Raw genomic sequence first — 15,022 nt, forward strand, 5'->3', positions numbered from 1 at the left:
TGACCAAAGTGTGACTCTGCCGTGTTCGCCCATGCGGGGAAGTGGAGTAGAATGGGCACAAACCGACAGGAGACGAGGCATGCTCACGATTATCAAGTTCTGGTTGTTGATTCTGTTGCTCACCGCGGGCAGCTGGTATCTGTTGAAACTGGCCGGCCGCCCATTGCACATCGGCTGGGTGTTTTTGTTCTGGGTGGCAACGTTGCTGGCCGCGGCGGCCGTTCTGTATGGCCTGTCTTTGATTGTCACCGCCTGAAAAAAGCGCTTGCCCTCGCACAAAGAACGCTATGAGAAGGACGCGAGCAGTCGCTGAAAGCTTTGGTAGCGGCTGAAAGCAATCTCGTCGTTTTCCACAGCGTCGCGAATGGCGCACTGAGGCTCGTGCTGGTGGGTGCAGTCATCAAATCGGCATTGGCCCAGAAATGGGAAGAAGTCCGGATAGGCCTGCTCCAGTTCGTGCAAAGGCATGGGTTCCGGGTCAAACTGGCGTACTCCGGGGGAGTCGATCAACTGACCGCTCTGGTCTGGCAGGTGGTAGAGCACGCTGTTGCTGGTGGTGTGTTTGCCCAGGCCAGTGGCATCGGAAAGGCTTTGAACGCGAATCGACAGGTCGGGAATCAGCGCCTTGATCAGCGAAGACTTGCCGGCGCCGGAAGGGCCGACAATGACGCTGGTGTGACCCGCCAGGTCGTCACGCAGCGCTTCGAGACCGGTGTTGTCCTCGGTGGACGTAAAGTGGATGCCCAGCAACCCTTGGATGCGGTCATGTTGAATCAGCGGCGGGTAAGGCGCCAGGCGTTCCAGAATCAGTTCCTGAAGTTCGGGGCTGTCGACCAGGTCCATTTTGTTGATCACCAGCAGGCAGGGCAGCTTCTGCTGCGAAGCGGCCACCAGATAGCGGTCAATCGCGTCCGGGTGCACGCCGGGTTCGACGCCCAGAGTGATGATCAGGCGGTCAATGTTGGCGGCAATCATGCGGGTCTGTCCGCGAAATCCGGGGCGGGTCATCAGGCTGGTGCGAGGTTGCAGCGCCGTGACCACGCCCGTCCCCGACTCGATCTCAGCTTGCCAGCAAACCCGGTCTCCGGCCACCAGTTTGCCCAGGTTCTGGCGCACGGCGCAGAGGATCAATTGCTGCCGGGCATTTTCAATCAGGACGCTCCGGCCGTGATGGGTGACCACCACGCCATTTTCTTCTTTCGCATCCGGATCGTCTTCCGGCCGGTTTTCAGACGTTTTGAGGCGTCGCTGGTCCAGACGCCGTTTCTGCTGTTTGCTGAGTTTGCGCTGGGTCATATCAGTCGAACAACGCCTCGATTTTGGCGGCCAGAACAAAGTCATTCTGACTCAGACCTTTGATCGCATGGGTGCTCAATTCGATTTTGCAGGTGTTGTAGCCAAAGCACAGGGTGGGGTGATGGTCTTCCTTTTGCGCAATCCAGGTGACCGCATTGACGAAATGCACGGTCTGCAGGTAGTTTTTGAAGCGAAAGGTTTTGTGCAGGCTTTTGTAGTTCAAAGGCGCTTCCCAGCCATCCATTTGTGACAGGTAGCTTTCGACGGTGGGAATGATCACGCCCTTGGTCTCAGGGGTGACGGGTTCGCAGTGGCTTTGGGCCAAAGTTTGAAACGTGCTCATGCGTCAGGCTCCTTGTGGGATGGGTCCGTTGTGTCGGCGGATTGAAAACGTTTGAGGTGATCAATGCGGATTTTGGCCGGTGGGTGGCTGTCGTGCCAGGCCGAATAAGCCGGGTCCGGCGTCAGGCTGCTGGCATTGTCGCGATAGAGTTTGACCAGTGCCTGGATCAAGGCGTTGGGCCCGACCTGTTCGGCGGCAAAGGCATCGGCTTCGAATTCGTGCTGGCGGCTTTTGAGCGCGCTCAGAGGGCCCAGGAAAAAGAACAGTACCGGCATTACTGTCGCAAACAACAGCAATGCCGTGGCCGGGGTCTGGCTGGTCATGCCCAGTCCGTGATAAAAATCCGGGGTTTGTGCCAGCCAGCCCAGCAATGCCAGCCCGATCAGACTCAGTCCGAACGACCAGATCATGCGCTTTTTGATGTGTCCGCGCTTGTAATGCCCCAGCTCGTGGGCCAGAACCGCTTCCACTTCCTCGGGCGTGAGTTTTTCCAGCAAGGTGTCAAAAAACACAATGCGTTTGTTTTTGCCGAAACCAGTGAAATAGGCGTTGCCGTGACCACTGCGCGAAGAGCCGTCCATGACAAAAATGCCGTTGGATTCAAAACCGGTGCGTTGCAACAGGGCTTCGATGCGTTGTTTCATTTCGCCGTCTTCCAGTGGTGAAAAGCGGTTGAAAAGCGGGGCGATCCACTTGGGATAGGCCCAGAGCAGAAACAGGTTGAATCCGATCCAGATCAGCCAGGTGTACAACCACCAGGCCTGGTCAAAATAGGCATGCATCACGCTGAGAATGGCCCAGAGTACCGGCAGGCCCAGGCCCAGGCCCAGCGCCCATTGTTTCAACAGGTCCGAAGCGAACTGGCCCAGGGTCATGCGGTTAAAGCCAAAGGCCTCTTCGATTTTGAAGGTGCGCAGATAGCTGAACGGCAGGTTGAGAAGCGACAGCAGCCAGAAGGTCGACAGCAAAAACCCGACCTCGCGCCAGATCATGGGCAGTTGCGTGCCTGCCCAGTAGTCGTAAAGTTGCTGAAATCCGCCACCCAGCGTCATGAACACCAGAATGGCCACATCGTAAAACAGCACATAGCGATTGAGTTGCAGTTTGGCGCGGGTGTAGTCCGCCGCCTTTTCATGGTCGGCCAGCGACACGGTCTGGGCAAAGTCGTCAGGTACAAGGTTGCGATGCTGACCGATGTGAAACTGGTTTTTGATGTTGAGCCAGACTTCGATCATCAGGTGCGCGGCCAGTGCCAGCAGAAACAAGGTGGTAAGCCAGTTGTGCAAATCCGGTTGAGCCATGTGTTGCTTCCCTTGAGGTGGTTGAGGGTCGTGTGAGGGTCAGAGTCCTTTGTGTCATTCAAAGGACTCATGGAACCACACGATTTTACGTGGGCGCTGGCGCAAACGCAATTGCTGGCCGTTAGTCGGCGCTGAAGTCTGTCAACGGCTGCCGGCCCCGTCCTGTTTGAGCCGTTTGCCGTATGCGGGTAAGATACCCCGAATATCATTTATGACAATCAGAGGAATGGCATGGATCAATCGTTGGCAGGGCGGGCGTTTAAGCCACTGGCGAAGTCGGACAATCATTTGATTTGGCTGGATTTGGAGATGACCGGGTTGGATCATCGGGCGGATCGGATCATTGAAATTGCGTCGGTGGTGACGGACGCTGACCTGACGGTACTGGCCGAAGGCCCGGTGCTGGCGATCCAGACGCCCAAAGCCGCGTTGGATGCGATGGGCGACTGGTGTACCCGTCATCACGGGGCTTCGGGCCTGACCCAACGCGTGCTTGACAGTGAGGTCACCCTGGCACAGGCCGAGCAGGCCACCCTGGCTTTTTTGCGCGATTGGGTGCCCAAAGGCAAGTCGCCGATGTGTGGCAACAGCATTTGTCAGGACCGGCGCTTTATGATTGAACAGATGCCGGCGCTGGAAGCGTTTTTTCATTATCGCAATCTGGATGTGTCCTCGCTCAAGGAACTGGCCAGGCGCTGGCAGCCTTCGGTGTATCAGTCGTTTGAAAAGAAGGGCGCCCATCTGGCGCTGGAAGACATTTACGAATCCATTGCCGAGCTCCGGCATTACCGTACCCATCTGTTCAAGCTTTGAACTTGCGTTTTCGACGCAAATTCCCTAGTATTTCACTCAGGAATTGCCGCAAGTCATGCGGTGGGTTCCCTGCGCGGCGTTATTTGGTTATAATTTCGCCTTTACGCTCAATATCTTGGGTTTGCCCGAAGCGGGCAGGCCTCTTTTTGTGGTCAAATCCAGCGATCAATTCATGGGTTTGATCGGTACACGATGACGGAGGACGTTGGTGTGGAATTAACCGGTGCCCAGATTCTGGTCCATTTTCTGGAAGACGAGGGCGTTGAGCTGGTCTGGGGTTATCCCGGCGGGGCGGCCCTGCCGATTTACGATGCTCTGGATACCGACGCCAAAAAACTCAAACACACCCTGGTTCGCCATGAGCAGGCGGCGGTGCATGCCGCCGACGGCTACGCCCGTGCGACCGGTCGGCCGGGTGTGTCCATGGTGACCTCCGGTCCGGGTGCAACCAATACGGTGACCGGGATTGCGACGGCCTATATGGATTCGATTCCTCTGGTGGTGATCACCGGTCAGGTGGCGTCAAACATGATCGGTCTGGACGCGTTTCAGGAAATCGATACGGTGGGCATCACCCGTCCGATCGTGAAGCACAATTTTCTGGTCAAGGACGTCAAGGATCTGACGATGACGCTGAAAAAGGCGTTTTACATTGCCACCACAGGGCGTCCCGGTCCGGTGGTGGTGGACATCCCAAAAGACATTCAGAATGCCAAAGCCGATTACCAGTACCCGGAGTCGGTCAGTTTGCGTTCCTATGAGCCGATTACCAAGGGCCACACCGGTCAGATCAAAAAAGCCATTGACATGATGGTGTCGGCCAAACGTCCGATTATTTATACCGGTGGCGGTGTGGTGCTGGGCGGTGCGTCCGAGGCCCTGACCGAGCTGGCACGCCTGCTGGGCTATCCGGTCACCAATACCCTGATGGGATTGGGTGGTTATCCGGCCGAAGACAAACAGTTTGTGGGCATGCTCGGCATGCATGGCACCTATGAAGCCAATCTGAGCATGCACAATTCGGATCTGATCATTGCCATCGGCGCGCGTTTTGATGACCGGGTGACCGGCAATCTGGAAAAGTTCTGTCCGGATGCGCAAGTGGTGCATGTGGACATCGATCCGGCCTCCATTTCCAAAAATGTGGTGGTGGACATTCCGATTGTCGGACCGGTCAAGCAGGTGCTGGAAAAAATGCTGTCGTTGCTGAAAAAGCACAAGATGACGCCGGACGCGGACGCTTTGGCCGATTGGTGGAAACAGATCGAAGACTGGCGCTCGACCAACTGCCTGCGCTATGAACAGATTGGGCACAAAATCAAGCCTCAGACGGCGATGGAAGCGGTCTGGCGCATCACCGAAGGCGATGCGTACGTGACCTCTGACGTGGGCCAGCATCAGATGTTCGCCGCTCAGTATTACAAGTTCAACAAGCCGCGGCGCTGGATCAATTCCGGTGGTCTGGGCACCATGGGCTTCGGTCTTCCGGCCGCCATGGGGGTTCAGGCGGCGTTTCCCGATGCGACGGTGGTGTGTGTGACCGGGGAAGGCTCAATCCAGATGAACATTCAGGAGCTTTCCACCTGTTTGCAGTATGGGCTGCCGATCAAGGTGCTGTGTCTGAATAACGGCTTTTTGGGCATGGTGCGTCAATGGCAGGAGTTTTTCTATGATCGCCGCTACTCCATGTCTTACATGGATTCATTGCCGGACTTTACCAAACTGGTCGAAGCTTATGGGCATGTGGGGATTCGCATTGACGACCCGGAAACCATGCAGGCACAGCTGGAAGAGGCGTTTTCAGACAAATACAAAGACCGTTTTGTGTTTATTGATGTGATCACCGATCAACAGGAAAACGTCTACCCGATGATTCCGGCGGGTGCCGGTATGGACGAAATGATTCTGGTCTGAGCGGATGGAAGCGCGCGAATCACGATCAAATGACTAAAGCAGGTAACTCATGCGACACATAATTTCCATGTTGATTGAAAATGAGTCTGGGGCTCTGTCCCGTGTCTCCGGTCTCTTTTCTGCCAGAGGCTACAACATTCATGCCCTGACCGTTGCCCCCACCGATGACGGCAGCATTTCGCGGTTGACGCTGGTGACCAGCGGCAACGAGCAGCAGGTTGAGCAGATCGTGAAACATCTGAACCGGCTGATTGATGTGATCAAGGTGGTGGACATCACCGAAGGCGACCACATTGAGCGTGAATTGATGATGGTCAAGTTGCGCGCCACCGGTGCCATGCGTGAAGAAATCAAGCGTTTGAGCGATATTTTCCGTGGCACGATTGTGGACGTCACCCAACAGGTCTATACCGTGCAGCTGGCGGGCGAAAGCCAGAAGTTGGACGCCTTTATCGAGGCCGTGGACAAGGGTCAGATTATTGAGATTGTCCGTTCCGGTGCCGTGGGCCTGATGCGTGGGGAAAAATCCCTGCATTTGTGATCCCATCGATTCACCAAACGGATGTCACTGTTTTTCAAAAATGAACCGGCAGGTTTGCCAATACAAAGGAAACGAGTATGCAAGTGTATTACGACAAGGATTGCGATCAGTCCATCATCAAAAGCAAAAAAGTGGCGATCATCGGATTTGGTTCGCAAGGCCATGCGCACGCCACCAACCTTCAGGATTCGGGTGTGGACGTGGTTGTGGGCCTTCGTCCCGGTTCGTCTTCGGTCAAGAAGGCGGAAGGCTATGGCCTGAAAACCGCCTCTGTGCCAGAAGCGGTCGCTGCCAGCGATGTGGTGATGATTCTGACCCCGGATGAGTTTCAATCCGATCTGTACAAGAACGACATCGAACCCAATATCAAGCAGGGTGCGGTGCTCGCGTTTGCACACGGCTTTGCCATCATCTACAACCAGATCGAACCACGCAAGGATCTGGATGTGATCATGATCGCGCCCAAGGCACCCGGGCACACGGTTCGCACCGAGTTTGTCCGTGGTGGCGGGATTCCGGATCTGATTGCGATTGAACAGGACGCTTCCGGCCAGGCCAAAGAGATTGCACTGTCGTATGCCTCGGCGATTGGCGGCGGTCGTACCGGCATCATTGAAACCACTTTCCGTGATGAGTGTGAAACCGATCTGTTCGGTGAGCAGGCGGTGTTGTGTGGCGGGGCGGTTGAACTGGTCAAGGCCGGGTTCGAAACGCTGACCGAAGCGGGTTATGAGCCGGAAATGGCGTACTTCGAATGTCTGCACGAATTGAAGTTGATCGTGGATCTGATGTACGAAGGCGGCATCGCCAATATGAACTACTCCATTTCCAACAATGCCGAGTATGGCGAGTATGTGACCGGCCCACGCGTGATCAATGACGAGTCCCGTCAGGCCATGCGCGAAGCGCTGAAAAACATCCAGACCGGCGAATACGCCAAGCGTTTCATTCTGGAAGGGCAGACCAACTATCCGTCCATGACCGCTCAGCGTCGCCTGAACGAAGAACACCCGATTGAGGTGGTCGGTCGCAAGTTGCGCGGCATGATGCCCTGGATCTCGGACAACAAGATCGTCGATCAGGAAAAGAACTGATCCGCGTCTGTCAGAGATGCCATCAAAAAACCTGCCTTGTGCAGGTTTTTTTTTGTCAAAAAAAAGCCTTTTTTACCAGGCCTGGTGGTTTTCCCTGTTTCAGATCAAGTTTTGAGATGAGTTTACGGAATTTTACAGGTAGAATGACAAAAATCGATTAAATCGTGATTGACACGTATATCAGGATGGGCAATGTATTTATCGCATTTTGGCTTGCACAAATGGCCTTTTAAGTTAACGCCGGATTTGAGTTTCTTTTTCCGTCAGGCCTCTCGTGAGGCGGTGGTGGAAGCGGTGCAATACGCCATTGCCCGCGGCGATGCCGTGGTCAAGGTTTCCGGTGCCGTGGGCGTGGGCAAAACCATGCTGTTGCGTCTGCTGACTCAGCGTTTGTCGGGCGATTACCAGATTGTCTATCTGTCGGCACCGAACCTGAGCCCCATCGATATTTTGCGGGTGATCTGTGCGGAACTTTCCGTGAATCTGATGGGCCAGGAAAACAAGGCCGACCTGTTGAGCCGGATTCAGAAAGCTCTGATTGAACGCTATCAGGACGGTCAGCGCGTGGTGATGTTGGTGGACGAAGCTCAGGCGCTGACTCCGGATGCCCTGGAAGAAATCCGCCTGTTGGGCAATCTGGAAACCGAATGGGACAAGTTGCTGCAAGTGGTGCTCTTCGGGCAGCCAGAGCTGGATAAAACACTGGAAGACCCTCGCATCCGGCCGCTTAAGGACCGATTGGCCTGCAACGTGACCTTGTCACCATTTACCCCCAAAGAAGTCAAAGAGTATCTGAATTACCGGATGCGCATTGCCGGGTATCTGGAGACGGATTTTTTCAGTGACCAGGCCGCAAGGAAAATTCACCGGGTTACGGGGGGGTTGCCCCGGTCGATTAATATTCTTGCAGACAAACTGTTGATGGCAGCGAGCGCCAATGGTGATAAGCGTCTGAAAAACAAACATTTCCGTCAGGCGGGAGCGCCGGTCAAACAGGGCGCAAAAGTCCTGGCGATCAGTTTGCTGGCCGGGCTGGGGGTGATGGCTTCTGCCTATTTTGTGACCACCGTTCCGGTGGCCGACTTACTGTACGGACAACAGGAGGAGGCCCCAGAGAAGGTTGCGGAAAGACCTTCTGAGATCACGGACACAGCGTCACCAGCCCACACACCGTCGTCGGTTTCAGACAAACCGGAAACGACCGGATCGCCCGTTTCTTCCCCCGCATCCACAGACAGAACCGAAACCGATGTGGCTGGCACAGGTGTGCCATCCCGTGGTGAAGAGCCGTCAGGCAATAAAGAGACGGAGGTGGCCGATGCCGGGAGTCGAGTCACTAACGCAACAGAATCCCCGGTTTCAGGGGTAGAGCCTGAACCGGAACTTCAGACTGAGGCGGAAGCCGAACTTGGGGCTGAAGCTGAAACGCCAAAACCGGCCGCCGAAAGGCAGGCGCGTGCCACAGAACGAACCGGTTCAGACACAGAAAAATCATCGGACTCCGATGCTTCAGGCGCTCCAGAGCCGTCCCTGTCGCCCAGCAATATGGGCGAAAACTACCAGGCCTGGTCAAAAACACTGGGCATCGAATCGTCAAAATTGCTGACCCTGTTGACGTTGCATGAGCGATTGCGCAATCACATTTCAATCGCGTCGGCTCAGACCCCGTTGATTTTGATTGCACCTGCGCCAGTGGCCGATTTTCCGGGGGTTTATGCGCGCATGATGGACCGCCTGAGCTGGGAGAACCGGGAGCATGTGTATGCTCTGATGAAAACGGACGACACGGATGGGACCGATGTGACCTACCAGTTGGTTTATGACCCCCGCACGAGCGGGAAGGCATCACTTCAACGCAAAGCCGCTCAGATAAAAGCGTTGAGCAATGCCCCTCAAGCGCAAACCGTTACGGTGCAAAGCTTGCGTGCTATAATCTCAGAAAAATAACATCTGCAGTCATACAAAACGGACTCGGGTAATGGCAGAGCGTGTCAAATATGGCTCTTCTGCCTGGCTTGAATGTTGCTTGAATCCATCGACATAAAGTCAGCGCCGGCTGGTTTTTGGACTGCACACAGCACTCTGTTTCAATGAGTTCTTCGTTTCGTGCAAAGGACTCTCAATCAATAAAAGACGCATTTTATGTTTCAACGCATGTTTCCGGCACTGGTGATCAGTGTTTTGTTAGGCTTTCAGGTTGGCTGTCAGAGCACAGCCGAGCGACCGAGTGACTCAGAAAAAGCCGAGCGTTTTCAGCCCAGTGGCCATTTGGAAAAAGCGCCGAAGTTGCCTGAAGCACCGTCTGCTCCGATCCCGTCCCTCTCCGATTTTGACCCCGTGAATCCGACCCCGGAAGCATTGGCCGTGAGCGATCGCTACAGTGTGTCGGCACTGAATGTGCCCGTTGACGAGCTTCTATTACAACTGGCGGAAGACGCAGGCAAAGAGTTTGACATTCACGAGGCCGTCGCGGGCAAGGTCAGTATCAATGCGATTGAGCAGCCACTGGATCGCATTTTGAAGCGGATCGTCTCACAGGTGGATGCGGTATATACCCTGCAGAACAACGCCATTGTGATTCGGCCCGACAAGCCCTACTGGCACAGTTATGATGTGGATTATGTCAATATCGTCAAAAACATTCGGGATACCACCGTCATGAATATGTCGGTGGGGAATGTGGCCGACAATGGCGGCGGTGGTGAGCAGAGCGGCAACAGCGAATTTCGTATGGAAACCTCGGCCAATCATGGCTTTTGGGAAAGCCTGGAGGCCAGTGTCCGTGCGATGGTGGCGCCGGAAGAGGCGGTGAGGCAAGCTCCTTCCCCGCCGTCGGATACCGATTCGGATGCCGGTCGGGAAAGCACTGGATCAAACGCTCAATCAGACAACTCTACTCAGGCATCCGCCCGGCAGCGGGTGGTGGTACACAAGGAAAGCGGCTTGATTAGTGCCTACGCAACGAACAAATCGCATCAGCAGGTGGCGGGGTTCCTGACCAACCTAGCGGAACGCACCAATCGTCAGGTATTGATTGAGGCCACGGTGGTTGAGGTTGAACTGAGCGATGAGTATCAGGCCGGGGTGGATTGGTCCGTGTTCAATGAGTCGTCCAATACCTCCTCTCTTGTCGGCAATTCGATTGTGGGCAATAACAATAGCGTGGATCCCAATCTGAATCTGAATTTCATGCGTTTCAACTGGGATTTTGATTTGGGAGTCCGGTTTCTGCAACGTTTTGGCGACGCCAAAGTACTCTCCAGCCCCAAAATCATGGCCATGAACAATCAAACCGCCTTGCTGAAAGTGGTGAAAAACGAGGTGTATTTCACCCTGGAAGTCAATCGCGAGGCGGCCACCACCAACAGTGCCGGGGTCACCACCTTTGAAACCAACCTGCACAGTGTGCCCGTGGGCTTTATGATGCACGTCACCCCGTTTGTGAATGAAGACCGGGTGACATTGAATGTGCGTCCAACGCTGACCAGCATCATTGACTTCAAGGATGATCCCAATCCCGAACTGGCCAATGCCGGGGTGGAAAGCAAAGTACCGATTATCCGAGAACGGGAAATGGATTCGGTTTTGCGTTTGTTGAATCAGCAGACAGCGGTGATCGGCGGTTTGATTCAGGACTCCATGAACGATGTCGATTCGGGGGTGCCGGGCCTGAAGGATTTGCCGTTTATCGGCCCGGCGTTTGATTATCAGGAAAAAGTGCAAAAGAAAACCGAGCTGATCATTTTTATCCGCCCCACCATTGTCAAAAACCCGGACATTGAAAACGGCGATTTGCAGGCTTTTCGTCCAATGATGCGCACGAATTCCGTTCGTGAAGCCAAACCCGAGGCTGCGGACAAGGAGTCAAGCCAATGAGTGTGCTGTTGGAAGCGCTCAAAAAAGCCGCCAACGAAAAAAAGCGAACCGATCCTGCCGTTTCGCAACATGAGCCTGAGGAAGCCCATACGTCCCGTCCGAGCCGTGAGGCCATGAATCAGACTCTTGCCAGGGATCGCAAACCGCCCAGAGTCCAGCCATCTTCCCGAAACCCAACTGAGAAACCATCAAACGAAGGGACCGTCAGTCAAAGCGAGGTTTCCGCCTCCGCATTGGACTCCGCTCCGGCTGAGTTGCTGGACGAAACCCCAGCGGAAGCCACGTCTGACCCTGAGCTAGCTTCTCCCCCAGAGCCTGAATCAGAATCTGGACCAGAACCGGCCGTTTCCCCGGGCGCCACTGAAGGAGCGTTGACCCTGCGTACCGAAGACGCAGCCCCGGAATCCCCATTGTCGGAGCCGTCCGGCGCAGACGAACCGGACGTGTCACAAGATTCACATCAACAGGCGGCTCTTGCCGCGACGGAAGACGAAGCGTCTGTGAAAAGCGCGCCTGCTGCGTCTGAAGAAACCGGTTTTACATTACGGGAGCAGAATGATTCGGCCTCACCGGGCGATGGGAGCTCGCAGGCGCTTGACCTGGAAACCCGGCTGGCCCTGGCCAGTGATGATGCGTCTTCCTTTGAAGCGGAGAGAGGCGCGTTTTCCGAGACAGGCGAGTCTGAATCTGAACCAGATTCCGGATCAGATCAGACACCGGAACCGGAGTCGTCTTCTGCGTTTTCCGACGAAACGGTGGAAGAAACCGGGGCCCAGAGGTCCGACAACCCACTTCCGGCGCAAGGGTCGGAAACCACGGAGGTTGACGAAGCGGACAAAGTCGACATGGCGACGGCGGATTCTTCGCAATCACGTGCGTCTGAGCCGGTTGAGAAAGCCGCGGATTCCGATGCCCAGAATGAGTGGAGCCTGTCCAAGATTCCCGGTTACGCCAATAACGAGGCGCCCAGAAAACCGGTCTCCGAGAAAAAAAGTCGGCAATGGCTGCAGGTGATGCAATCGGGGCAGCGCCAGCCGAGCCGACGTTATCGCTGGGTTTTGGGTCTGTTGATCGCCCTGCTGGTCGCCACAGGGTTGTTGGTTTTTGGCTTTCTCTATTTTTATCAATCTCAGTCGCAACTGGATCAGTCGCTGGCGCGTTACCAATTGCCACTGCCAGAAAATTCCAATCAAGCCGATCAACCGACTTCCGTCACTCTGCCGGAGGAGGTAGTGGATGCTTCACCGGACTCGGCGACCGATTCTGCAGAGCAAGCCAGGGAGGCGCGCCAGGAACCGGCGGCTGAGCCATCGACAGAACGATTGTCAGAGCGAACATCAGAGGCTTCGGAAGCAAACGGTGTCAGCGAAACAGCGGAGCAGAAGCAGACATCCGCTCCGACGGCGACAGAGGCCAAACCCTCGGCATCGCAAGAGATGGATGCCCCTTCAGAATCGACCGCTGAACCGCCTTCTCAAGCACCTGACTCGTCTTCCGAGCGCCCGTCCCGCACCGAGGAGACTCAAGATGCCGCCCGGCCGTCTCAACGCTTAAGCATTCGTTCGGACGGTGCGTCACAAACCCTGAAATCGGCCTATGCGGCCTATCAGCGAGGGCAGTGGCAAGAGGCCAAATCGCATTATCAGACGTTGTTGCGTCAAGAGCCGGAAAATCTGGCGGCGATGATGGGAATCGCTGCCGTTCATGTGAAAGAGCAGGCCTACTCCAAAGCCATGCAAAGCTATCAGAAAATTCTGCGGTTGCACCCTGGTAATGAAAACGCGCTGGCCGCACAAGCCGCTTTGGCAGGGGTGTTTGCTCAGAACCCGGACAATATCCGGCAACTGAAAAACTGGGCACAAAAATGGCCGGACCAGCCTCAGCTTCAGGCCGCTCTGGGACGATACTATGCGCAGAATCGGGACTGGCTTCAGGCCCAATCGCATTTTTTCAAGGCGTTTGAGTTGGTGCCGAAAAAAGCCGATTATGCGCATAATCTGGCGGTAAGCCTGGATCAGCTGGGGAAATACCGCCTCGCCAGAGACTATTACCGCAAGGCGTTGACGCTTTCCGAATCGGCGCTTTCAGCCCCCCAGCAGGCAAGCATTCGGGCACGGATCGACGTTCTGAATCAATTCTTGTCAGAGGAGTCCTGAGTGGCACAACCGGTTCGACTTGGCGACAAACTGGTCAATGAAGGCTACATCACGCCCGATCAACTGCGCATTGCGCTGACCGAACAGAAACTCTCCGGCAAAAAGCTGGGCGAGGTGCTGGTGCGTCTGGGTTTCCTGTCGGAAAATGCCTCGCGGGAAATGGTGGGCGATGCGGTCGGCTATACCTCCATGAGTCTGGAAGGCGTGGTCCCCGATTCGGAAGCCCTGAATCTGCTGACAGAGCCTTTTGCCCGCGCCAACATGGTCATGCCAGTCAGTTTGAGCGGCAAACGTCTGCAGGTGGCCATGGCCAATCCGGACGACATTCTGCTGCTCGACAAGATCAAACGCCACATCCGCGAAGAAGAGGTTCAACTGGAACCGGTTCTGGTTGTGGAAAACGAAATTCAGAGCGCCATTGATCACTTTTACGGTTACGAATTGTCCATCGACGGCATCATTCGTGAGCTGGAGACCGGTCAGGCTGATTTGACTTCGCTGGCCGAGGACGATGAATACTCTCAGCCCATGGTGCGCCTGATCGACAACATTCTGACCGATGCGGTCAAGAAAGAGGCTTCGGACATTCACTTTGAACCCGAAGCGTTTTTTATTCGCATCCGTTACCGCCTGGACGGGGTATTGCAACAGGTTCGCCTGTTACACAAAAGTTTCTGGTCGGCCATGGTGGTGCGACTGAAGGTCATGGCCGATCTGGATCTGACCGATCAGCGCTTGCCTCAGGATGGGCACATGGATCTGGTGGTGCACGGTCGTCAGATCGACTTTCGTGTCTCTTCCCTGCCGGGCACGCACGGCGAAAACTTTGTGTTGCGGATTCTGGATCGCCACCGTGGCATCATCCCTCTGGACGAGCTGGGGCTGGATCCGGACAGTTATCAGGAACTCAGAATCATGATGTCGCGCCCAACCGGTATTCTGCTGGTGACGGGGCCGACCGGTTCCGGGAAAACCACCACCCTGTATTCGGTGTTGCGGGAAATGGATCAGGAAGGGGTCAACATTATGACGCTGGAAGACCCGGTGGAATACCCGATGCAGCGGATTCGCCAGACCCAGGTCAATGAAGAAATCGGCATGACGTTCGCCGCCGGGATCCGTGCGCTGATGCGACAGGACCCTGACATCATTCTGGTAGGTGAGATCCGTGACGGTGAAACCGCCGAAATGGCCTTGCGTGCTTCCATGACCGGGCATCAGGTGTACGCCACCTTGCACACCAACTCGGCCATTGGCGCGATTCCGCGTCTTCTGGACATTGGCATGTCCCGTTCCATTCTTTCGGGCAATCTGATCGGGGTCGTGGCGCAACGTCTGGCCAGACGTCTGTGCTCTGAATGCAAAGAAGCCTATGAGCCGGAACCCTTTGAAAAAGAGGTGCTGGGATTCAAGCCCGAGGAGGAAATTATCCAGTATCGTGCAGTCGGTTGCGAAGCCTGCAATCATACCGGTTATCGAGGACGACTGGCGATTCTGGAAACCTTGCGATTCACCGATGAAATGGATGCGCTGCTGCTGGAGGGCGGATCGCAATATCAGATATTGCAGAAGGCGGTGGAGCAAGGGTTCTCGCCGATGCTGAACAACGCATTGAAGTGGGTGCGTCAGGGCGAAACCACGCTGGATGAAATCAGCCGGATTGTCGATCTGACGGAGCTGGTGTAGGC

Annotated in this window: 12 protein-coding genes; 9 read left to right on the top strand and 3 right to left on the bottom strand. The window is 55.4% G+C overall.

Translation table 11 applies throughout. The annotated features are described in order from the left end of the window. The first annotated feature begins 79 nt into the window (after nt 1–79). The gene (locus A377_RS13130) at nt 80–256 is read left to right on the top strand and encodes a hypothetical protein (RefSeq protein WP_019895668.1); all 177 of its coding nucleotides are present in this window, start codon (nt 80–82) and stop codon (nt 254–256) included. 29 nt (nt 257–285) lie between these two features. On the opposite strand, the gene rsgA is transcribed toward A377_RS13130, so the two are convergent. The 3 genes from rsgA to A377_RS0107635 are packed head-to-tail and all read right to left on the bottom strand — an operon-like array spanning nt 286 to nt 2,940. After that, nucleotides 286–1,296, bottom strand: coding sequence for a ribosome small subunit-dependent GTPase A (gene rsgA / locus A377_RS0107625; protein ID WP_019895669.1), 1,011 nt, complete (start codon nt 1,294–1,296; stop codon nt 286–288). A 1-nt stretch (nt 1,297) separates the two neighbouring features. Beyond that, the gene (locus A377_RS0107630; RefSeq protein WP_019895670.1) at nt 1,298–1,639 is read right to left on the bottom strand and encodes a 4a-hydroxytetrahydrobiopterin dehydratase; all 342 of its coding nucleotides are present in this window, start codon (nt 1,637–1,639) and stop codon (nt 1,298–1,300) included. Further along, nucleotides 1,636–2,940, bottom strand: coding sequence for a M48 family metallopeptidase (locus A377_RS0107635; RefSeq protein ID WP_019895671.1), 1,305 nt, complete (start codon nt 2,938–2,940; stop codon nt 1,636–1,638). The genes A377_RS0107630 and A377_RS0107635 overlap by 4 nt, the downstream gene beginning before the upstream one ends. Nucleotides 2,941–3,171: 231 nt before the next feature. Here A377_RS0107635 and orn point away from each other — a divergent pair, with 231 nt between their 5' ends. The 8 genes from orn (at nt 3,172) to A377_RS0107680 (ending at nt 15,020) form a co-directional block, all read left to right on the top strand. Continuing rightward, on the top strand, nt 3,172–3,753 hold the full coding sequence (gene orn, locus A377_RS0107640; RefSeq protein WP_019895672.1) for an oligoribonuclease: 582 nt from the start codon (nt 3,172–3,174) through the stop codon (nt 3,751–3,753). Between the two features lie 210 nt (nt 3,754–3,963). Next, a complete protein-coding gene (locus A377_RS0107645) occupies nt 3,964–5,667 on the top strand; it encodes an acetolactate synthase 3 large subunit (RefSeq protein WP_028485367.1) in 1,704 nt (567 codons plus the stop codon). A gap of 49 nt (nt 5,668–5,716) precedes the next feature. Continuing rightward, nucleotides 5,717–6,208 carry an acetolactate synthase small subunit gene (gene ilvN / locus A377_RS0107650; RefSeq protein WP_028485368.1) on the top strand — a complete coding sequence of 164 codons (492 nt, stop codon included), beginning with the start codon at nt 5,717–5,719 and terminating at the stop codon, nt 6,206–6,208. 77 nt (nt 6,209–6,285) lie between these two features. Beyond that, nucleotides 6,286–7,302 (top strand): ketol-acid reductoisomerase, encoded by a 1,017-nt coding sequence (gene ilvC / locus A377_RS0107655; RefSeq protein ID WP_019895676.1) that lies wholly within the window; start codon nt 6,286–6,288, stop codon nt 7,300–7,302. 192 nt (nt 7,303–7,494) lie between these two features. Beyond that, a complete protein-coding gene (locus A377_RS12770; protein ID WP_019895678.1) occupies nt 7,495–9,249 on the top strand; it encodes an ExeA family protein in 1,755 nt (584 codons plus the stop codon). Nucleotides 9,250–9,444: 195 nt separating this feature from the next. Next, the gene (locus A377_RS0107670) at nt 9,445–11,178 is read left to right on the top strand and encodes a type II secretion system protein GspD (protein ID WP_019895680.1); all 1,734 of its coding nucleotides are present in this window, start codon (nt 9,445–9,447) and stop codon (nt 11,176–11,178) included. Continuing rightward, the gene (locus tag A377_RS0107675) at nt 11,175–13,334 is read left to right on the top strand and encodes a tetratricopeptide repeat protein (protein ID WP_019895681.1); all 2,160 of its coding nucleotides are present in this window, start codon (nt 11,175–11,177) and stop codon (nt 13,332–13,334) included. The genes A377_RS0107670 and A377_RS0107675 overlap by 4 nt, the downstream gene beginning before the upstream one ends. Next, nucleotides 13,335–15,020 (top strand): GspE/PulE family protein, encoded by a 1,686-nt coding sequence (locus A377_RS0107680; protein ID WP_019895682.1) that lies wholly within the window; start codon nt 13,335–13,337, stop codon nt 15,018–15,020. Nucleotides 15,021–15,022 lie beyond the last annotated feature (2 nt).

Origin of the sequence: Hydrogenovibrio halophilus DSM 15072 (assembly GCF_000384235.1) — a bacterium.
GTDB lineage: Bacteria > Pseudomonadota > Gammaproteobacteria > Thiomicrospirales > Thiomicrospiraceae > Hydrogenovibrio > Hydrogenovibrio halophilus.